Origin of the sequence: Glaciimonas sp. PCH181 (assembly GCF_003056055.1) — a bacterium.
In the GTDB taxonomy this organism is placed as follows: Bacteria; Pseudomonadota; Gammaproteobacteria; order Burkholderiales; family Burkholderiaceae_D; genus Glaciimonas.
This window is the reverse complement of the sequence record NZ_PYFP01000002.1, coordinates 1,228,762-1,250,067: the sequence shown is the minus strand read 5'-3', so window position 1 is coordinate 1,250,067 and position 21,306 is coordinate 1,228,762. Positions and strand designations below refer to the sequence as shown.

Annotated in this window: 18 protein-coding genes; 13 read left to right on the top strand and 5 right to left on the bottom strand. The window is 50.0% G+C overall.

Annotated features, from left to right (window positions below; genetic code table 11):
- The first annotated feature begins 889 nt into the window (after positions 1–889).
- The 6 genes from C7W93_RS18860 (at position 890) to C7W93_RS18835 (ending at position 7,848) form a co-directional block, all read left to right on the top strand.
- On the top strand, positions 890–2,518 hold the full coding sequence (locus tag C7W93_RS18860) for a GMC family oxidoreductase (protein WP_108441787.1): 1,629 nt from the start codon (positions 890–892) through the stop codon (positions 2,516–2,518).
- A 259-nt stretch (positions 2,519–2,777) separates the two neighbouring features.
- Positions 2,778–3,548 carry an ABC transporter ATP-binding protein gene (locus C7W93_RS18855; RefSeq protein WP_108441786.1) on the top strand — a complete coding sequence of 257 codons (771 nt, stop codon included), beginning with the start codon at positions 2,778–2,780 and terminating at the stop codon, positions 3,546–3,548.
- The gene (locus C7W93_RS18850; protein ID WP_108441785.1) at positions 3,548–4,324 is read left to right on the top strand and encodes an ABC transporter ATP-binding protein; all 777 of its coding nucleotides are present in this window, start codon (positions 3,548–3,550) and stop codon (positions 4,322–4,324) included. The genes C7W93_RS18855 and C7W93_RS18850 overlap by 1 nt, the downstream gene beginning before the upstream one ends.
- A 141-nt stretch (positions 4,325–4,465) precedes the next feature.
- The gene (locus tag C7W93_RS18845; protein ID WP_108442219.1) at positions 4,466–5,674 is read left to right on the top strand and encodes an ABC transporter substrate-binding protein; all 1,209 of its coding nucleotides are present in this window, start codon (positions 4,466–4,468) and stop codon (positions 5,672–5,674) included.
- A 230-nt stretch (positions 5,675–5,904) separates the two neighbouring features.
- A complete protein-coding gene (locus tag C7W93_RS18840; RefSeq protein ID WP_108441784.1) occupies positions 5,905–6,789 on the top strand; it encodes a branched-chain amino acid ABC transporter permease in 885 nt (294 codons plus the stop codon).
- A gap of 84 nt (positions 6,790–6,873) precedes the next feature.
- Positions 6,874–7,848, top strand: coding sequence for a branched-chain amino acid ABC transporter permease (locus C7W93_RS18835; RefSeq protein WP_108441783.1), 975 nt, complete (start codon positions 6,874–6,876; stop codon positions 7,846–7,848).
- 117 nt (positions 7,849–7,965) lie between these two features.
- On the opposite strand, the gene C7W93_RS18830 is transcribed toward C7W93_RS18835, so the two are convergent.
- The 5 genes from C7W93_RS18830 to C7W93_RS18810 are packed head-to-tail and all read right to left on the bottom strand — an operon-like array spanning position 7,966 to position 14,272.
- Positions 7,966–8,775 carry a heme ABC transporter ATP-binding protein gene (locus C7W93_RS18830; RefSeq protein ID WP_108441782.1) on the bottom strand — a complete coding sequence of 270 codons (810 nt, stop codon included), beginning with the start codon at positions 8,773–8,775 and terminating at the stop codon, positions 7,966–7,968.
- Positions 8,776–8,805: 30 nt separating this feature from the next.
- A complete protein-coding gene (locus C7W93_RS18825; RefSeq protein ID WP_108441781.1) occupies positions 8,806–9,906 on the bottom strand; it encodes an iron ABC transporter permease in 1,101 nt (366 codons plus the stop codon).
- 39 nt (positions 9,907–9,945) lie between these two features.
- Positions 9,946–10,878: a hemin ABC transporter substrate-binding protein gene (locus C7W93_RS18820; RefSeq protein ID WP_108441780.1), complete on the bottom strand. Its 933-nt coding sequence runs from the start codon at positions 10,876–10,878 to the stop codon at positions 9,946–9,948.
- The gene (locus C7W93_RS18815; protein ID WP_108442218.1) at positions 10,875–11,948 is read right to left on the bottom strand and encodes a hemin-degrading factor; all 1,074 of its coding nucleotides are present in this window, start codon (positions 11,946–11,948) and stop codon (positions 10,875–10,877) included. The genes C7W93_RS18820 and C7W93_RS18815 overlap by 4 nt, the downstream gene beginning before the upstream one ends.
- 38 nt (positions 11,949–11,986) lie before the next feature.
- Positions 11,987–14,272, bottom strand: coding sequence for a TonB-dependent hemoglobin/transferrin/lactoferrin family receptor (locus C7W93_RS18810; RefSeq protein ID WP_108441779.1), 2,286 nt, complete (start codon positions 14,270–14,272; stop codon positions 11,987–11,989).
- 415 nt (positions 14,273–14,687) lie between these two features.
- Between C7W93_RS18810 and C7W93_RS18805 the strand changes: the two genes are divergently transcribed.
- The 7 genes from C7W93_RS18805 to C7W93_RS18775 all read left to right on the top strand — a co-directional run bounded on the left by C7W93_RS18805 (position 14,688) and on the right by C7W93_RS18775 (position 21,043).
- Positions 14,688–15,329 carry a TSUP family transporter gene (locus C7W93_RS18805; RefSeq protein WP_108441778.1) on the top strand — a complete coding sequence of 214 codons (642 nt, stop codon included), beginning with the start codon at positions 14,688–14,690 and terminating at the stop codon, positions 15,327–15,329.
- A gap of 109 nt (positions 15,330–15,438) precedes the next feature.
- Positions 15,439–17,376 (top strand): tRNA uridine-5-carboxymethylaminomethyl(34) synthesis enzyme MnmG, encoded by a 1,938-nt coding sequence (gene mnmG / locus C7W93_RS18800; protein WP_108441777.1) that lies wholly within the window; start codon positions 15,439–15,441, stop codon positions 17,374–17,376.
- 64 nt (positions 17,377–17,440) lie between these two features.
- Positions 17,441–18,106 (top strand): 16S rRNA (guanine(527)-N(7))-methyltransferase RsmG, encoded by a 666-nt coding sequence (gene rsmG / locus C7W93_RS18795; RefSeq protein ID WP_108441776.1) that lies wholly within the window; start codon positions 17,441–17,443, stop codon positions 18,104–18,106.
- Positions 18,107–18,108: 2 nt separating this feature from the next.
- On the top strand, positions 18,109–18,678 hold the full coding sequence (locus tag C7W93_RS18790) for a lipocalin family protein (RefSeq protein WP_108441775.1): 570 nt from the start codon (positions 18,109–18,111) through the stop codon (positions 18,676–18,678).
- A gap of 18 nt (positions 18,679–18,696) precedes the next feature.
- Positions 18,697–19,329 (top strand): leucine efflux protein LeuE, encoded by a 633-nt coding sequence (gene leuE, locus C7W93_RS18785; RefSeq protein ID WP_108441774.1) that lies wholly within the window; start codon positions 18,697–18,699, stop codon positions 19,327–19,329.
- Positions 19,330–19,352: 23 nt separating this feature from the next.
- Entirely contained in the window at positions 19,353–20,123 is a 771-nt protein-coding gene (locus tag C7W93_RS18780) for a ParA family protein (protein ID WP_108441773.1), read from the top strand.
- 20 nt (positions 20,124–20,143) lie between these two features.
- A complete protein-coding gene (locus C7W93_RS18775) occupies positions 20,144–21,043 on the top strand; it encodes a ParB/RepB/Spo0J family partition protein (protein WP_108441772.1) in 900 nt (299 codons plus the stop codon).
- The last annotated feature ends 263 nt before the right edge of the window (positions 21,044–21,306 follow it).

Below are 21,306 nucleotides of genomic sequence, written 5' to 3'. Positions count from 1 at the left end.
ACAAAAAGGAATCTCGTGTTATCCACAGAAAAGAAGGTTGTTTACTATTATTACTATTCATATATATGAACAAGTAAACAAAACAGAAACGAAGTTCTGTGAAAATCGCAAAGTAGTTCGACAAATACAAATAAAAAAAATCTGAGTTCATCTACTTCAAAATGCATAAAAAAATTACCATCTCATACCAAAAAACATATGAAAAATACAAACGAGACAACATGCAAACAACATCTGCACGCAACTGCTACTTTGTCTGTGGATAAGTCGAGGGATATCCCTGTTCATAATTTGGGAATAACGCATCCATTAAATATTTTCTTTTTTTTATCCACCAATTATGGTTAACAAATACAGTCATTAAATCTTATTTATCCTTTTCTTAAGTACTTGTTTTTAAAGACTATTAAGCTGTTATCCACAGAAAAAGAGGGTGTTAACTATTACTACTATTTATATATATAAATCTTTAAATTAAATACAAAAACAGAAAAACACCCCAAAAGCCCATTGTTTAAGCATATAAATTGTAAAAAAACGAACACTTGCTACGCTAAAAAGTTGTTAAAAATCATCTTTAAGAGAAGAAATGTGGTCAGTCCATCAAAATAGAGATTTTTCCTTCGAAATACGCAGTCGGTAAGCTCCCAGTAAGTAAGATCACGGATAAATATGGTCGTGAAGATTTAAGCTAGGTACATGTGTTGCTACAAAAGTGTGTATCGATCGCAAAATTGCAGAATCGGTGCTACTTTTGCGAATACCGTAAGAATTGCCTGAAGATGACAAAAACAGTGTGAACCAGGTGCATTGAAATAGTGTTAACAAAACAATATTTCACGACGATTTATAAAAACAGCCAATTCAAGGCTGGAAAAAAGGACGACAAATGGAAGTTGCGGGTAAATACGACTACGTCATCGTGGGCGCAGGAACGGCAGGTTGTGTATTAGCTAATAGATTGACCCGTGATCCCAACGTAAGCGTGTTGTTGATCGAAGCTGGGGCCAAAGACGACTACATATGGATCCATATCCCGGTCGGCTATCTGTATTGCATCAATAATCCTCGTACTGATTGGTTATATCGCACCGAAGCAGATATCGGTCTGAATAATCGCAGCTTGATTTATCCGCGTGGAAAAGTACTGGGCGGATCTTCTTCAATTAACGGCATGATTTATATGCGTGGCCAGGCCCGCGATTACGATCAATGGGCAGCGCTCACCGGCGATGATCACTGGCGCTGGGAAAATGTCTTGCCGGTTTTTAAGAAAAGTGAAGATCACTACAACGGCGCGACCGCATTTCATGGTGCTGGTGGCGAATGGCGTGTAGAAAAACAGCGTTTGTCATGGCAAATTCTGGATGCTTTCCGCGATGCAGCAGCCGAAACCGGGATTCCCAAAGTTGACGATTTCAATCAGGGGGATAACGAAGGGGTGGGCTATTTTGATGTTAATCAAAAACGCGGCATCCGATGGAACGCGTCAAAGGCATTTTTGCGCACAGCCGTACGACGCGGAAATCTGGAAATCATGACTGGTTGCCACGTAAAACGTCTTCAGATTAATGATGGCGCGCAAGGTAAAGAATGCAACGGTGTTGAATTCACCGGCGGTGGCAAAGAATGGTCGGCTGAAGCGACAAAAGAAGTTTTATTATGTGCTGGCGCGGTGGGATCGCCGCATATATTGCAGTTTTCAGGGATTGGTCCGGCAGCGCTGTTACAGCAACACCAAATACCGGTATTGGTAGATGCACCAGGGGTCGGCGAAAATTTGCAGGATCATTTACAAATACGGATGGGCTTCAAGGTCAAGGGCGTCAAAACATTAAACATGATGACCAGCACCTGGCTGGGGAAAATGAAAATCGGCCTGGAATATATGTGGTCTCGCAGCGGTCCGATGTCGATGGCACCGTCGCAATTAGGCGCATTTGCCAAGTCAGATGCTAGCCAGAAAACGGCTAATCTTGAGTATCACGTCCAGCCATTATCGTTAGAAAAATTCGGCGATCCGTTGCATAATTTTCCGGCGTTTACTGCCAGCGTATGCAACTTACGCCCGACTTCCCGGGGACATATTCGGCTGGCTTCAGGTGATCCTTTGGCAGCCCCAAAAATTACCTTAAATTACCTCGCGACCGAAGCTGATCGTAAAGTCGCAGCAGCATCTGTGTTGCTGACACGGAAAATTGCTGCTGCACCAGCATTGCAAAAATATGCACCGGAAGAGTTTCTGCCGGGCCTGAAATTTCAAACTGAAGCCGAATTAATTCGCGCTGCCGGTGACGTCGGAACGACCATTTTTCATCCTGTTGGCACTTGCATGATGGGTAAAGTTGGCGATAAATTAGCCGTAGTTGATAGTAAATTACGTGTAATTGGCGTAAATAAGTTGCGTGTGGTGGATGCTTCTATTATGCCGACGATTACCTCTGGCAATACCAATTCGCCGACGGTGATGATTGCAGAAATGGCCGCTAAATTTATTTTAGAAAAAACTGATAAATAGTTTTGATGCAGCATTAATATGCCACCGCCAGAGTGCGTCGACATTTTATTTAAAGATACTAATTATGTGCACTTAATACGGTACTTTTACGTATTGCTGCGTTGGATACATCTCTGTAATATGCGTGAAAAAGGCGCTAGGTTGAATAACAATTGCGCAATAAGTTGCAGTATGGTCGGGCTTAAAACGCGTTATTAAAACGCAGTATAAAAGTATTCCTAACATATCCTGGCACATAGAAAAATCATAAGGAGACCGGATGAGCGACATCATCTTGGAAACAAAAAACCTGACGAAAGAATTCAAGGGTTTTACAGCGGTAAATAACGTTAACTTACAAGTTGAGCGTGGTCATATCCATGCATTAATCGGGCCTAACGGCGCGGGCAAAACAACTTGTTTTAATTTGCTGACTAAATTTCTGGTGCCGACTTCCGGCCAAATTTTATTTAACAATCGCGACATTACTTCCGCTGCACCAGCGCAGATTGCGCGTCAGGGAATTATTCGGTCGTTTCAAATTTCTGCCGTGTTTCCGCATTTAACTGTGATGGAAAATGTGCGAATAGGCTTGCAGCGCACGCTGGGAACTTCTTTTCATTTTTGGAAAAGCGGTAATACCTTATCCCAGTTAAGAGATCGCGCAATGGCGTTATTGGCGGAGGTTGATCTGACCGAATTTGCCGACACATTAACCGTGGATTTGCCGTATGGCCGTAAGCGCGCGTTGGAAATTGCAACGACGCTGAGTATGGGACCAGAGCTGATGCTGCTTGACGAACCGACGCAAGGCATGGGCCACGAAGACGTTGATCGCGTCACAGCGCTGATCAAAAAAGTATCGGTAGGCCGCACCATTTTAATGGTGGAACATAACATGGGCGTGGTCTCCGGAATTTGCGACAAAATCAGCGTGCTGCAACGTGGCGCGGTGTTGGCCGAAGGACGCTATCAGGAAGTGTCGACCAATCCGCTGGTCATGGAAGCCTATATGGGCACCGAAGCTGCCGCACTTGAAGGAGCGCATTAATGTCGTCAACGTCGTCTGTTATTTCTCCGGATGCAGGGACTTCTGCAACTACCTCTAATGTTAGCGGTACACCACCGGCATTAAGCATCAGCAATCTGCAAGCCTGGTATGGCGAATCACATATTTTGCACAACGTTAATTTGACGGTAAACGCAGGTGAAGTCGTGACATTACTCGGCCGCAATGGTGCGGGCCGTACCACAACGATGCGTGCCATCATGGGGTTGACCGGCACACGCAAAGGCGCAATTCGTATCGGTGGAGTCGAAACAATCGACTTGCCTACGCATAAAATTGCGCATCTCGGTGTTGGTTATTGTCCTGAAGAACGCGGTATATTTTCGTCGCTTTCAACTGAGGAAAATTTACTCCTGCCACCGTCTGTTTCGAAGACGGATAAAGGCATGTCGATAGCGGAAATTTATGCGATGTTTCCGAATCTGGAAGAGCGCAAAAATAGTCAGGGAACACGCCTGTCGGGTGGTGAACAGCAGATGCTTGCGGTGGCGCGGATTTTACGTACCGGTGCGCGTTTATTGTTGCTCGATGAGATTTCAGAAGGGCTTGCGCCAGTGATTGTGCAAGCGTTGGCACGTATGATTTTGCTGCTGAAATCAAAAGGTTATACGATCGTGATGGTCGAGCAGAATTTCCGTTTTGCAGCGCCGTTGGCTGACCGTTTTTATGTCATGGAACACGGTCAGATTGTTGAGACTTTCGGTGCCTCGCAGTTACAGGAAAAAATGCCGGTATTGAATACATTATTAGGTGTGTAGGGCAGGGTAGAAGTGAGGAAAGGACAGCTTTAATCCTTTCGAATGGCATTGATTGAATGGCGGTGGGTACAACGTCTGAGACAACGCTGAGATCAACATTTAATAACGCATAAATAGTAAAAAATGGAGAAGACATTGAACATCAAATTCAAAGCATTGACACTAGCAGTCGCCAGCACAGTCGCTTTCGGCATCGCCGGACCAGCAGCGGCGCAAATATCCGGCGACGTCATTAAAATTGGCTTTATCACCGATATGTCGAGCGTCTATTCCGATATCGATGGTCCTGGCGGCGCTGAGGCGATCAAAATGGCCATCGCCGATATGGGTGGCAGTATCAATGGCAAAAAAATTGAATTAATAGTGGCGGATCATCAGAATAAAGCCGACATTGCTTCTAGCAAAGCGCGTGAATGGTTCGATCAACAAGGCTTGGATATGCTGATCGGCGGCACCAATTCCGGCACGGCATTGGCGATGGCAAAAATTGCTTCCGAGAAGAAAAAACCTTTCTTTGAAATCGGCGCGGGCAGTACGCGTTTAACCAACGAAGAGTGCACGCCATACACCGTGCATTATGCGTATGACACGTACGCCTTGGCGAACGGCACTGGTTCAGCGGTAGTAAAGCAGGGCGGTAAAAGCTGGTATTTCCTGACAGCTGATTACGCGTTCGGTAACTCGCTGGAAAAAGATACGACAGCGGTTGTAAAGGCTTCTGGCGGTACTGTGTTGGGCGCAGTAAAGCATCCTCTGAATGCATCGGATTTCTCTTCTTTCCTGTTGCAGGCGCAAGCTTCTAAAGCGCAAATTATTGGTCTGGCAAACGCTGGCGGCGATACCATTAATGCGGTAAAAGCAGCGAACGAATTCGGCATTACTAAGACCGCCAAGTTGGCTGGTTTGCTAGTCTTTATTAACGATATTCATTCGCTGACATTGAAGCAGACCCAAGGTATGTATTTGACCGATAGCTGGTATTGGGATCAGGACGATGCATCACGTACTTGGGCGAAACGTTATTTTTCAAAAATGAAAAAAGAACCGTCGAGTTTGCAAGCTGCTGACTATTCGGCCGCTATGCAATATCTGACTGCGGTGAAGGCTATCGGTACTGATGATGGCGACAAAGTTATGGCGCAATTGCGGAAAGTAAAATTCAACGACATGTACACGAAGAACGCGTATTTGCGTCCTGATGGTCGGGTGGTGCATGACATGACGTTGTATCAGGTAAAGACACCGGCCGAATCCAAATACCCTTGGGATTATTTGAACAAAATTCAAACGATTCCTGCGGAAAAAGCATTTATGGCTAAAGCAGATTCTAAATGTGCGGCCTGGAAATAAACTGTCGCCATTAAAGTTTGCTTTACTGCATAGTTAACTTAGTCTGGCACAGTGGTGCGTAGTACGTTGCGGGTAATACGTCGTAGGCATCGCTGTGCTTTTTAATGCTTCATCACTTTTAAATATCCGCCAAAAAATTTTCTTTGCGTAGTTTAAGCCGACAAATACTGTGGCTTTGATACCGATAGAAGCGGGGACAAGATTAAAAGTGTTTTTATGATGACATTGCCATGGAATTGTTCGGCATCCCCCTTCAAGCCTTGATGAGCCAGCTTTTGCTCGGTCTGGTCAATGGCTCGTTTTACGCCATGTTGTCGCTGGGCCTTGCGGTCATCTTCGGTCTGCTCAACGTGATTAATTTCGCACATGGTGCGTTGTACATGATGGGCGCGTTTCTGGCCTGGATCGGGTTAACGTATTTCAATCTGAATTATTGGGTCATGTTGATTCTGGCACCGCTGATTGTGGGCGTGTTCGGCATCATCATTGAAAAAACCATGCTGCGCTGGTTATACAAACTCGATCATTTATACGGTTTGCTGCTGACCTTTGGTATCACGCTGATGGTGGAAGGTGTTTTTCGCTCCTTTTATGGTGTGTCAGGTCAGCCGTTTTCGGTGCCGGATGCGTTAAGCGGCGCGACGGATGTTGGCTTCATGATGTTGCCGAATTATCGCGCCTGGGTCGTGTTTGCATCGTTGGTGGTGTGCTTTGCGACCTGGTTTGTGATCGAGAAGACCAAACTCGGCGCGTATTTGCGTGCTGGCACCGAGAATCCCAAACTGGTTGAAGCCTTTGGTATTAACGTGCCGCTGATGGTTACCCTGACGTATGGCTTCGGTGTCGCTTTGGCGGCCTTTGCCGGGGTGCTGGCGGCCCCGGTGATCCAGGTCTCACCACTGATGGGCTCGAACCTGATTATCGTCGTCTTCGCGGTTGTGGTGATCGGTGGCATGGGATCGATTATGGGATCAATCCTGACCGGTCTGGCCTTAGGCGTGATCGAGGGATTGACCCGGGTGTTTTACCCGGAAGCATCGGCGACCGTGGTCTTCATCGTGATGGCAATTGTCTTGATGATTCGTCCTGCCGGTTTATTTGGTAAAGAAAAATAGAAAAGACTGCAGCGCTTTAGTGCCCAGTAATAACCTGACAACCTAACGACGCGCGTGATTTATTGAGACGCAAGGATAAGCAGCATGAATAAAAAAATTCTGTACGGCGTAATACTGATCGCGGCGCTGGCCGCACCGTTCGGTATTTACCCGGTATTTCTGATGAAAATATTGTGCTTTGCATTATTTGCATGTGCTTTTAATTTACTGATTGGTTTCACCGGCTTGTTATCGTTCGGCCATGCCGCCTTTTTTGGCGGTGCCGGTTATGTTGCCGGTTATGCCTTGACCAAACTGGGCTTGCCGACTGAAGTCGGTTTAATCCTCGGCACGCTGGCAGGTGCACTGATCGGTTTGGTGATGGGCAGTCTGGCGATTCGGCGGCAGGGGATTTATTTCACGATGATCACGCTGGCGCTGGCGCAAATGGTATTTTTCGTATGTCTGCAAGCGCCATTTACAGGCGGCGAAGACGGTCTGCAAGGTGTTCCACGTGGCAAGTTGTTAGGAATGATTAGCCTTGAAAACGATCTGACCTTGTACTACGTTGTATTGGCGATTGCCGTGCTGGCGTTTGCATTGATTGTGCGCACGATTAATTCCCCGTTCGGACAAGTCCTGAAGGCGATTAAAGAAAATGAACCGCGCGCGATTTCGCTCGGTTACGACGTTGATCGCTATAAATTGCTGGCGTTTGTGTTGTCGGCAGGCCTGACTGGTCTGGCAGGCGCCACCAAGACGCTGGTATTAGGCTTTGAGACGCTCACAGACGCGCATTGGACCATGTCTGGGCTGGTGATATTGATGACGCTGGTTGGTGGTCTTGGCACGCTCACAGGGCCGATTGTAGGGGCGGTCATTATTATCGTGCTAGAAAATAAATTGGGCGATATCGGTAGCTGGCTGGCTGCGGTGACGCACATTGAATGGTTTAGCGGTTTAGGCGAATCGGTGACCATCGTTACCGGCTTTATTTTTATTGTGTGTGTGTTGGCGTTCAGGCGTGGAATAGTAGGGGAGATTGGCGCGCTATTTAAGCGACGCGTGGCGGGTAGCTAAGGGGATTATCTGCCGATAAGGATTTTTGCTGCGATTGAAGCCCGACCGGTTTGACTGGTCGGGCTTTTTTTATAGCCGTTTTATTCGTTTTTATGCCGCGTAATGATCGCTAAAATCTTAGTGGGAAGCCATCGCAAAAGGCGGTTTGCCGGCTTGTCTGGTGATGTCAACGTCGATCCCCAGACAGGTTTTAAATAGTTGCGTTGTCATCGTCGCTGCCGGTGTGTCCTGCGCCAATAGCGTGCCGTTGGCCAGCCATGCCAGTTGATCGGCATAACGCGCTGCCAGATTCGGGTCATGCATGATCGCCAGCACACCAATATTCCACGCGCTAGCCAGGCGTCTTAGTGTGGTCAGCATCTGATGTTGATGTGCCAGATCTAAAGCCGCGGTAGGTTCATCGAGCAATAAATATCGCGCTACCGGCGTCGATGTTTCTGCTGGCCGCAGTTGGGCCAATACACGTGCAAACTGAACGCGGGCTAACTCACCGCCGGATAGCGTCGTGACATCGCGCTCTGCCAGTGCGCTGGCATCGGCCAAAGACAACGCATCCATCGCAATGCTGCGGTTGGCGCTACTGTTGCCACCGCCGTGCGGATAGCGTCCTAGCAGCGCAATTTCTTTGCCCGTAAATGGAAAGGCGAATTGCACGCTTTGCGGTAAGACGGCGCGGGTTAGTGCCAACGTTTGTGGCGACATGGCATGCAGTGGAGTTGCATTGAACGTAATCGCGCCATCGACCTGCGCGCCATGTTTTATTTGCGATGGATGAAATTCGCCTGACAGCGCTTTCAGCAGCGTACTTTTACCTGCGCCATTTCGTCCTAGCAAGGCGACGATCTGGCCGGGCGCGATACGCAATGTCAGATCGCGCAAAATGGTTTGATTGCCGCGGCGTACCGATAATTGATGGGCGATGAGCATGATGCCGTTAATCCTTTTTTGCGGGTGTTATTACAAACCAAGCTGGCCGCGACGACGCCATAGCAGGGCAAGAAAGAAAGGGCCGCCTAAGAGCGCTGTCAATATGCCTAACGGCATCTCTGCCGGGGCGACAATGGTGCGGGCGACCAGATCGGCCAGCAACGTCAGGATCGCGCCAAATAACATCGCGCCGGGCAGCACAATGCGTTGATCCGGGCCGCAAGCAAGCCGGATGCAATGCGGCGCGACCAGGCCGATAAAACCGATGGTGCCGGTGCAGGCAACCAGCGCACCGATGCACAGCGCGCTGGCAATCAATACCGTGCGTTTGATAGCGAGTACCGAGACGCCCAGATGTTGCGCTTCGGCCTCGCCTAGCAGCATCACGTTGAGCGCGGCAGAATGACGTGCCAGTACCCCGATGCTGATCACCACGACCGGCACAGCGATGGTCAGCAACGACCATTGCGCACCGGCCAGACTGCCCAGATTCCAGAACGTTAATGTGCGTAATTGGTTGTCGCTGGCGATGTAGGTCAGCAAGCCGATGGCAGCGCCGGTTACGGCATTAATCGCGATGCCTGCCAATAGCAAAAGCGGCAACGCCAGACGGCCATGATTGGCGGCGATTTTGTAAACTAATGTGGCGACCGCCAATGCGCCGATAAACGCTGCCAGCATCGGCGCATACATGCCGCTGAATGCCAAAGCTGCAGGCCAGAACGTGGCACCCAACACAATCGTCAGCGCTGCGCCAAGCGCTGCACCGCTGGATACGCCGATAAGGCCGGGGTCTGCTAACGGATTGCGAAACAAGGCTTGCATCGCGCTTCCCGCCGCCCCAAAACCGCAGCCCACCAGTATCGCCAGCAGTACGCGTGGCAAACGAATATCGCGTAATACGGCGCGGGCCTGCATTTCTGCATCGCTCAGTTCGGCATCCGGCCACAGTAATCGTGGAATCTGTAAAGGATCAATCCGATATGCGCCAAGCGCTGCACAGAGCAGCGCGGTGATGCCCAGCAATAGCACGAGACCGATCAAAATCAAACGGCCGCGTGGTCGATATACGGCCAGCAGCGGCATCGTTGCTGGCGGTTGCATGCTGGCGTGAGAGAGCGAAGAAGACATGAAGTTTTATTGGCGATGTGGAGGTCAGGAGAACATTATTCAGGCATGCAATTGCGCAGATAATTTCGTCAGTGCTTCTGGCATACGCGGACCAAAACCGAGCAATAGCAACGAATCCATATCGGCCACTACGCGCCGATTTTTTGCTGCTGATGTGATGGCGATGCCGGGTGTGCTGATAAGGTTATTGATACCACCGATGGCGGCCAAACCTTCACTGGTCAGCATCAATACATCGGGCGCCGCCAGCACGGCGCTTTCGGCGGTCAGCGGCTTATAACCGGTGAAGCCTCCGCGCCCGTCTTCGCCACCCAACGCATTGATCGCGCCAGCGTAGCGAATCATCGCGTCGGCAGCTGTATCGCGTCCGGCGACCATCGCCTGAGTGCCGCTATTATTGAGAATAAACATCACACGCGGTGGCTTGCCGTTAGCGCGCCGATGGCCTGCTACCGCCGCCAATGCGGTCTGCCAATCGGCATCGAAACGTTGTAATAATTTGTCACCGCGAGGCGATAAATTCAACGCCGTGGCGGTGCCCAGAATTCGGTCCCGCACGACTTGCACATCGTGATGAATACCGAGTCTGACCACTTTCACGCCAGCCGCCGCAATTTGCGTCAAGGCAGCGGGCGGTCCCGCTTCAGCCGATGTCAGCAGAAGATCAGGATGCAGCGATAGTACGCCTTCGGCAGAAAGAGCGCGTTGATAACCGATCTTTGCCAGCGCTTGCGCAGCGGCAGGATAGGTGCTGGTGGTATCCGCGCCGACCAGCATCGCTTCAGCATTGAGGGCATATACGATCTCTGTGATGGCCCCGCCAGCAACCGCCACCCGGCGCGGCTGCGATGATTTCATAGCCTGTGCAGTAGCATTGGTTGATGTCAATAAAAGTGGCAACAATGCGACGCCGCTGCCTGCCAGTGCGCGCTGCAGTAATTGGCGACGAAGCTGAGAAAGTGGCGTTGTCATAGTGCGTTTAATCCCGCTAATTGTGTCGCTGCCAAACGCCATTCGGGCAACTCCGCCTGACCCGGTTTACGCACGCCAAATAACATGGCAATCGTGTTGCCTTCGGCATCAAATAATTCCAGCGAGGTAACGTCGCCATCGCTGGTTGGCTTGGTAATGACCCAGCTGCTGGCGATGTGATCTTCACGCAAATGCAGATTAAATCCCGGGTCGAGAATATTGATCCATGGTCCCATTACTTTGATGTTGGCAACCGGGCCCGAATGAATTTGAATCATGCCTGGATTGCTGACGAAAACCATGATCGGCAACGCGCTGGCAGCCGCGTTTTCCAGTAAATTTTTTAACGCAGCGTTGTCTACTTTGCGCGCATATTCTGGCGGCGCGAGGCGCAATGCCTGCGTGCGGTTGACGCCGAAATCACGCAACAAACCAAAAAATTGATGCGTGTCATTCATACCGCGCCAGCGGGTCTGAAAGCCTGCTACATCGATCTCGCTGTCAGGTTTTTCTACTACAGCAGGCACAGCTGGTGCGACAGTTATTCCGGGTTGCTGATCGACGTCGCGCCAGCGTGCAACCAGCAGATTGAAGGCCGCATGATCGCTATGTTCACGCAAAAATACTTTGTGCACAGCGGTGCCGTGGCGATCAAAAAATTGCAGACTTTTTTGCGTGCCGTTGGCTGTTTCGTCGATGACTGCGCAGCCTAAATGCCATTGTTGATAGAAGATGCGTAAATCAATTTCTTCGCCCAGCGCCAGGCCGACATGGCCGTTATGCGACATCTTTTTATACGGTCCATCCTTCTCATGCACCGCGCTGTCGTTGCGTGTCAGCGCCATCACGGAGCCGAGTTGCTGGACCTCTTCAAAGAGTGAAATGAAGTCGGATTTCAGGCGAATTGCTTCGACCCCGATACAGGCTGCAATGGCCTCGCCTTCGGAAATGCCGATGGCTTCCGCTGCATCGCGATTACGCAATTTTAGCTGCGTTTTTGCATCTAAAAAAGCGCTGCGTAAATCCTTTCCGGAGGCTAAAACAGGTGGAATAAATGCCGGTTTTTGCATGTCATGTGCGATTGAAGTGGTCATGGATTTTTCCTTTTTTAATATTGCAATTTCAGGCCGATATTGAAACTGCGGCCCGACGCGGTGTAAGCATCTTTAACGGTGGAGTTATCGGCCAAACCGCGCACGTCTGACCAGTTCCAATATTTGTTATCGAATAAATTGTTGATCCCGGCGTACAGCGTGGCGTATTTATTGAAGTTATAGCCAGCCCGAATATCGGTGACGGTGGCGGAGGGCGGAGCGAAATAAGTCGGCGTTGAGATGTCGCTGCGGCGCTTGCCGGCCTGATAGCTGACATCGGTTTGCGTGAACCAGCGCTCGCTGGGTTCGTAGCGCAGCCCGACCACGGCCATGAACGGATTAACGGTATCGAGTGGCTTGCTTTGACCGCCGTTTTGGGTGCTGCCTTTGGTATACGCCATGCCCGCTTTGATGCCGAGGCCGCTGGCAAATTGCCAGTCGAGGCGCGCTTCCAGTCCGCTGATCCGCGCTTGGCCGCGATTGATATATTGGTAAATGTACGGATCGACAAACGGGCGTCCGCTGCCGCTGACGACTTCTTGCGAGATGAAATTGCGATAGCGTCCGGTAAATGCGGCAGTGCTATAGCGCAACGTATTGTTGTCGTCACCGCTGATTTTGCCGCGTAGACCTAATTCAAATGTGTTGCTGGTTTCTGGCTTTAGATCGGGGTTACCGATGGTTGCATAGCCGTAGATCGGGTTACCAAAGTTATTGTTGACCTGATCCGGTGTTGGCGTGCGGAAGCCGCGTGCGTATTGCACGTAGGGGATTAAGGCCGGACTCACTTCATACATCAGCGCCAGTCTTGGCGATACTGCGTGACCGCTGGAAGTGGTGGCTTTGCCGGTGTAGGCGGGGTCGTTGGTTTTGGGCGATAGGCGATAGGAGTCGAAACGTACCCCAGGCACCAGCGTTAATGCGTTATGCGAGCCGAACTGGATTTCATCTTGCAGGAAAGCGCCGAACAAGGTGTAGTCGGTATCAGGGAAAGCTTTGCTGGGGAAAGGATCTTCTCCAACGCCCGGAACGGTGCCGTTACGCAGTCCGGTGATCTGCGCCATGCTCGTGTCTAGGCCGTAGACTAATTTGTGCCGTAGCGGGCCTGTAATGAGGCCGCTTTCAGCCTGTGCCGAGCCGCCAATCGTCTTTTCGGTATAGATGTTATCGCGGGTGCGATCTGCTGCCGGTCTGCGTTGCTCATAAGAGTATTGACGATTGCTGGCGTCTTGATAATACAGTTGGGCATGGGCTTTTTGGATTAACCAGTCGCCACTTTCTTTGCCGCCAGTGAAATCGTAATCTAGGCTGTAGCGATTGCGTTCGACCCGATCATCGGCGCGCAAACTCAGGGTTGTTGCGGTGATCGCGGACAGTACATTTGATTTGGTGTGGCCTTCATGATGTTCTAGTGTCAGCGTTAATTTGTCACGCGGACTGGCTTTGAAGACGACTTTTCCGAGCAATGAATTGCTGTCGCCATCCTGTGGATTTGGGGTGTCGCGATTGACACCGACAACACCGCGCTGACCTTGATTTTTTACTTCATGCGTTTGGCGCGTGTTAGCAATCAGCATGGCTTCAAAGCGTTCGCCGCCGAAGGCTGCCACTGCCGTTGTAGAGACGCTGCCATCTGCGGAATCATAGGAAGGCTTGATCGAAAAGTAGGTTGGTTTTTTGAAGATATCGAGAAAATCGGCAGGGTCTTTTGTGATGAAATTTACCGCACCAGTCAGCCCATCGCTGCCGTACATGGAAGAGGCTGGACCGCGCAAAATTTCCACCCGTTTATAGAGATCCATATCGCCATAATCACCGCGTCCGGATTCGAGTGGACCAAATGAAAATGCGCTTGGCAGACGAATGCCGTCTTCCATCAAAAGAATTCGGTTACCTTCTAGCCCGCGAATGTTGATGCCTTCATTCCCGCCGCGCCCGCCTGCGGTGGCAGCGGATGACGGGCGATACGGCCCACGTCGCACCGTGACACCCGGTTCGTATCGCAATAAATCCTTTATATCTTTCGCCTGTTGTTCTTCAATCGTGGCGGCATTGATGACGGAAATGCTGCTCGGCGTCTGCGATAACGGCTTCTCGGATCGGGTTGCGGTGACTGAGATTTCTTCCAGTGCGCGCTCGGGATTGCCAGCTTTATAGGCGGCGAGTGTGGTCGTGGTGGCCGGGCTGTCTGTGTAGGATTGCGCGGATACGGGTAACGATGCGGTGGCCGCAATTAAGGCTAAAAAACGAGTAGTGATAGCGAGTTCCGATAACGGAAATCGCGATGATGCGCTGAACATAACGTACTCCAGAGACAATAAAATGCTTGCTGGCTGGCGACGTTAGAGGTGGCTGGCTGAAAAGGGAAATTGCATCAGCGAAAGCTGTGCAACTAATGCGGATCATTATAGATGAGAACTATTCTCATTTGTGAAATATTAATATTAAAAATTTGGATGAATTTATCTTCATCGAAATTAGATTTATCTGCATTGGAAAAGGGCATTGCTATGCCGGTGGTTTCGTTGGACATGACGCTGAATGAGCCTATTTTGTTTCACGTGAAACCATCCCATGCTGTTTATCAATCGGTAAAATTGGGCCTCCCGAATTTACCTACTTCAATACGATCATTTTTTTGCTATCCATTCGTCACACCTCTTTATTATTTGGTACTCAACTCAAGGCGGAATATGTTTGATATTTCCCGATTTCATGCTGAGTTACGCACTTTTGGCGGTTGCTGGTTTTCTTGCTGGATTAATTGATGCTGTCGTGGGGTGGGGTGGATTGATACAAATTCCGGCGATATTTTCTATTTTGCCGACGACAGCGCCAGCCACTACTTTTGGTACCAATAAGTTGGCTGGGATATTTGGTACTAGCGCAGCGGCGGTGAGTTTTGGACGACGGGTAAAGATGGCTTGGAGCGCGGTGGTTCCCGCAGCTACGGGGACTTTTTTATTTTCATTTCTTGGCACCGTTACCGTCACCCATATTCCCATCGACGCAATCCGTCGAGCTTTGCTATTCATTTTATTAGTGGTAGCCATATTGATTGGATGTGGAATCGGGTTTTATGATGGGCTTTTTGGTCCTGGTAGGGGTAGCGCTCTGATTTTTCTATTTATACGGGTTTTTAATATTGATTTTAAAAACCGGTTACGACCCCTTTTTGAAATAAAAGCATTTGTTTCACGTGAAACAATTTCTACATTCTCTGGAATTGTTGGACTGAATGTTTCACGTGAAACCATAAAATTTAGACCAGAATGTCGTGCGGGCAAGTTTGTTACTTATGAGAGTTGGAATCGTGTAATGGCCGTCGGCGCATCTATTGCGCCACGCTATCGATAAAAGTTATTAATATCGGGCATCAATACCACAAGTGCGGCCAACAAGCGGGCGGTGGGTGTCAAATGGATTTATAATCACGCCTCTGTTCACCGTCTCATCGAGGCGCACTATGCTCTTTCCTACAAATTTTGATGTAATCGTTGTCGGTGGCGGCCATGCTGGCACCGAAGCTGCCCTGGCTTCAGCGCGCATGGGCCAAAAAACCTTATTGCTCACCCATAACATTGAGACCCTTGGTCAAATGTCCTGCAATCCCTCGATCGGTGGGATTGGCAAAGGCCATTTGGTAAAAGAGGTCGATGCAATGGGTGGCGCGATGGCGATCGCCACGGATGAAGCCGGAATCCAGTTCCGGATCTTAAACTCCTCCAAAGGCCCGGCAGTCCGTGCAACCCGCGCTCAAGCTGATCGTATTCTGTACAAACAGGCGATCCGTTCACGTCTCGAAAATCAACCGAATTTATGGCTGTTTCAGCAGGCCGTGGATGATTTGATCGTCGAAGGCGATCGCGTAGTTGGCGCTGTCACGCAAGTCGGTATTCGCTTTCTGAGCCGCGCTGTGGTCTTGACTGCAGGTACTTTCCTTGACGGCAAAATTCATGTCGGCTTGAATAACTACGCGGCGGGCAGGGCGGGCGATCCGCCTGCGATTTCATTGTCGGCCCGATTGAAAGAATTGAAGTTGCCGCAAGGCCGTTTGAAAACCGGCACGCCGCCACGGATTGATGGTCGCACGATCGATTTTTCTTTGATGCAACCGCAGCCCGGCGATCTTGATTCTGTTCCGGTATTTTCGGTCATGGGTAACGCCGCCATGCATCCGGCCCAAATGCCGTGCTGGATTACGCATACCAATTTACAAACGCATGACATTATTCGTGCTGGCCTTGATCGTAGCCCGATGTATACCGGCGTGATCGAGGGCGTAGGTCCGCGCTATTGTCCGTCGATTGAAGACAAAATTCATCGCTTTGCGGGCAAGGATTCGCATCAGATATTTTTGGAACCAGAAGGCCTGACGACCAACGAATATTATCCAAATGGCATCTCTACCAGTTTGCCATTTGATGTGCAACTGGCGTTGGTACAGTCGATGGTTGGTTTGGAGAACGCCCATATTTTGCGTCCCGGCTATGCGATTGAATATGATTATTTCGATCCACGTGGACTGAAGGCTTCGCTTGAAACCAAGTCGATTAGCGGTCTGTATTTTGCTGGTCAGATCAATGGCACGACCGGTTACGAAGAAGCTGCTGCACAAGGCATGCTGGCGGGCTTAAATGCCGCCTTGCAGACTCAGGAGCGAGATGCCTGGACTCCACGCCGCGACGAAGCTTATCTGGGCGTGTTGGTCGATGATTTGATTACGCAGGGCGTGCTTGAACCGTATCGGATGTTCACCAGCCGTGCCGAATATCGCTTGAGTTTGCGCGAAGATAACGCCGATCTGCGCCTGACCGAAATCGGTCGTCAATTAGGATGTGTTGGCGATGCGCAATGGGAACAGTTCGAGAAAAAACGCGAAGCAGTGGCAATGGAAATGGAACGCTTGCGTTCGACCTGGGTTAACCCGCGGATTTTGTCGGATGCTGAAGCAGAAAGAGTTGTTGGAAAAGCAATTGAACGTGAGTATGCATTGGTAGATTTGTTGCGCCGTCCCAACGTTACTTATGATGCGCTTGTCACCCTAAAAGGCATCGATGGTCAGGATTTAGGCGGGCCCGGCGTGCAAGACGATACGGTCAAAGAGCAGGTGGAAATTCAGGTTAAATACGCCGGCTACATTGATCGTCAGGCGCGCGAAGTAGAGCGCCACGAGCACAGCGAAAATCTGAAATTGCCAGCCGATTTCGATTATCTGCAAGTGCAATCGCTATCGATGGAAGTACGGCAAAAATTGCATCAACAGCGTCCAGAAACTTTTGGTCAGGCTTCTCGGATTGCCGGTGTAACGCCTGCCGCGCTGTCGTTATTGCTGGTACATCTGAAAAAAGGCAGCATGAAAAAAGCCGACAAACGCGTGGATGGCGACGAGCAAGCAGCGTAATCTGATACCGGGATAACCGATACGTGGCTAAGTTGAATACATTAAATAGCAAAGGATTGCTGGCATGAGTGAAGTAGATACCAACGTAGATGGCGCGCTTGCTGCAACTTTGCGGGACGGTGCGCAGAAACTGGGCATTGGCCTGAATGACGTGCAACAGACGCAATTGTTGGCTTATCTGGCTTTGCTGGCAAAATGGAATCGTACCTATAACCTGACCTCAATCCGGGAGCCGGCGCAAATGATGACGCATCATTTGCTGGATTCACTGGCGGTGATCCCTGCATTTATAGGCGCAAAAAATGTCCTGGATGTAGGCGCTGGCGGCGGCTTGCCTGGTATGGTGTTGGCGATCTGGGGCATGACATCGCAGCCGGAAATGCGAGTGTCTATGATTGATACCGTGCATAAAAAAACGGCATTTCTGACGCAGGTCAAAGCAGAAATGGGCCTGAAAAATGTACGCGTACACACGGCGCGTGTAGAGCAATTAGAAGTCCCGCAAAAGTTTGATGTGATTACTTCGCGGGCTTTTGCCGAGCTGTCCGACTTTATCAACTGGTCGGCGCATTTGCTGACCGACGATGGTCAGTTCATTGCGCTAAAAGGTGTGCAGCCGGATGATGAAATAGCGCGCTTGCCCAATGGCTGGAAAGTCACTGAAGTGCGTCCGATTTTGGTGCCGGGTCTGGATGCGGAGCGCCATCTGATTTACATTCGACGGGCCTGATCATGAAAAAATATTTTGGCTTATTGGCGTTGTTGATGGCGATACCGCCTTCCACCATGCTGGCACAAAATGCGGCAGGCGTTGGAACGATAATCGCATCTCCGGTAACGGCTGTGTCTTCTGTAGACTTGGCCCGCTATGTCGGAAAATGGTACGAAATTGCACGCTTTCCAAATAGCTTTCAGAAAAAGTGCAGCGGCAACGTTACTGCCGAATATAGTACGCGCACCGATGGCAATATTGACGTGTTGAATCGTTGCCAGAAAAGCGACGGGGCAGTGGTGAAAGCGGCCGGGGTTGCGCGGGTTGTGGATACGGCCAGCAACGCTAAATTAAAAGTGCGTTTTGCACCGGCATGGTTGGCATGGCTGCCGATGGTCTGGGGCGATTATTGGGTGCTTGAGCTGGCATCGGATTATTCGTATGCCGTAGTGGGCGAGCCGGGGCGCAATTATTTATGGGTGTTGTCGCGCTCACCATCGTTGCCGGATGCTGTGTATCAGAGTGCGCTGACCAAAGTCGCCGCGCAAGGATTTGATGTCAGTAAGCTGGTCAAGACTAAACAAGACTAATCAAGCGTTGGAGCGATGATGAACGCATTTTTTAACACCTTCGGTATTACTGACGTTTGGCAATTGATTGCCGCGACGGTCGTCTTTTTGATGTTGCCGGGACCGGGCACGTTTTGCCTGTTGTCCAGCGCAGGAAAAAATGGTTTACGGGGTGGCTTTGCAGCGATGGCAGGGGTCATGATGGGCGATGCAGTGCTGATGTTTCTGGCTGCAATCGGCGTCGCGGCATTGTTGCATGCGAATCTGATTTTATTTAAAGGCGTCCAATATCTCGGCGCTGTTTATCTGGCTTATCTGGGATTTAAATTACTACGGGCAAAAAGTGGCGGCGCGAGCGGGCTGACACCGTTTTCAAATCTTGCGGATTTGCGTCGCGGTTTTTTTGTGACGCTGATTAATCCTAAGGCAATCATTTTTTACATGGCTTTTTTCCCGCTGTTTATCAATCCAGTGACACAGCGCGGCAGTATCACTTTTCTGACAATGGGCTTAATCATTTCCAGCTGCTCGGCAATTTACGGTAGTCTGCTTGTGCTGGTAGGCAATGCTGCTGCTAAACATTTGGCGCGCCACCGTCTCATCACTGCTTTTGCTTCTAAAGTCGCAGGAATTTTCCTGATTGGCTTTGGGATTAAGCTGACGACCAATTAATAACAATATAACGATTTCATTACATGGCAAAAATATTCTGCGTCGCCAATCAAAAAGGTGGAGTTGGTAAAACAACTACTGCTGTTAATCTGGCCGCTGGCTTGGCTCAACTCAATCAACGTGTATTGCTGGCCGATCTCGATCCGCAAGGAAACGCGACGATGGGGGCGGGTATCAATAAGGGCACATTAAAGGGCTCGATTTACGAAGTGCTGTTGGGCATGGCGAATATCAAAAGCGTGCGCGTGGTTTCTGAAACAGGCAATTTTGATGTGTTGCCAGCGAACCGTGAATTGGCTGGCGCTGAAGTTGAAATGGTAGAGCTGGAAAATCGCGAAAAACGTCTTAAGGATGCGATTGCCAGTATCGCCGATGAATACGATTTTATTTTGATCGATTGTCCGCCAGCACTGTCGTTGTTAACCCTGAACGGCTTGTGTGCAGCGAACGGCGTGATCATTCCGATGCAGTGCGAATACTATGCGCTTGAAGGTCTGTCGGATTTGGTCAATACCATTAAAAAAGTTCATGCAAATTTAAATACCGATTTGAAAATTATCGGTTTATTACGAGTAATGTTCGACCCGCGTATGACGCTGTCGCAGCAGGTATCGACAGAGCTTGAGCAGCATTTTGGCGATAAGGTTTTTAAAACCGTCATCCCGCGCAATGTACGTCTGGCCGAAGCGCCGTCGTATGGCATGCCGGGCGTCTGTTTTGATCCCGCTTCGAAAGGGGCGCAGGCCTATATTGCGTTTGGTGCCGAGATGGTCGAGCGTATCAAAACAATGTGATTGGTAACGTAAAGATAATTATGGCAACGAAAAAATCAAAAGGCCTGGGCCGCGGCCTGGATGCACTGCTAGGCGGTTCGACCGATATTACCGAAGCAGTTCCGACCATTCCCGGCGCGCCTTCGGTATTGCCGGTTGCCGTGATGCAGGCCGGTAAATATCAGCCGCGTACGCGCATGGATGAAGGTGCGCTTGCCGAGTTGGCAGCCTCGATTAAAGAGCAGGGCTTGTTGCAACCGATTCTGGTGCGCCCGATTGCGCAAAAAAACGGTGCTCAGCATTACGAAATTATTGCCGGTGAACGGCGTTATCGTGCTGCGCAAATTGCCGGACTGATAGAAGTGCCGGTGTTGGTGAAGGATGTCGATGATCAGGCCACGGCAGCAATGGCGCTGATCGAAAACATTCAACGTGAAGATCTGAATCCGCTAGAAGAAGCGCAGGGTATTCATCGCCTGATTACCGATTTCGATTTCACGCATGAAAAGGCGGCGCTTTCAGTTGGACGCTCGCGCAGTGCGGTATCGAATTTGCTGCGCTTATTGAATCTGGCCAAGCCAGTTCAAACCATGTTGATGGCCGGTGACATTGACATGGGCCACGCCCGTGCATTGCTGGCAGTGGACGCGGCGACGCAGATCACGTTGGCGAATCAAGTTGTCGCAAAGCGGATGTCAGTGCGCGATGCCGAGAAACTGGTTACGCGTACCACTGCTGAACAAAACGCGGTCGCGCGTCCGCTCGGTAAAAGTAAGGATAAGTCGCGTGACATCGCACGCCTGGAAGAAGAGTTATCCGATTTACTGGCAACGTTGGTGACGATCAAGACCGGTGCAAAAAATCGCGGCCAGTTAATTATTGATTTTTCCGATCTGGATACGCTGGATGGATTGATTACCCGCCTTCGAGGACCGGAGTAAGGTCGCAACATTACCGTCATTCGGGACGTCATGGCTGGACACATTTCACAATATTGGTGCAGACAATCACCTCGATGCGGCAAGCAATCGCAGTGATTGGCGGCAGGGAAGGGACAGACTGGCACAACCTGGCGGTTCCAAAACTGTTGTATCGCGTGACATAAGCTTATGATTCTTTTGCAAAAGTTTGACGTGAACAACATGCTGATCGTATAATCCTCGGGCTTCTAAAACTGCCGTGAGCGCACTCATCTGGACGCCCG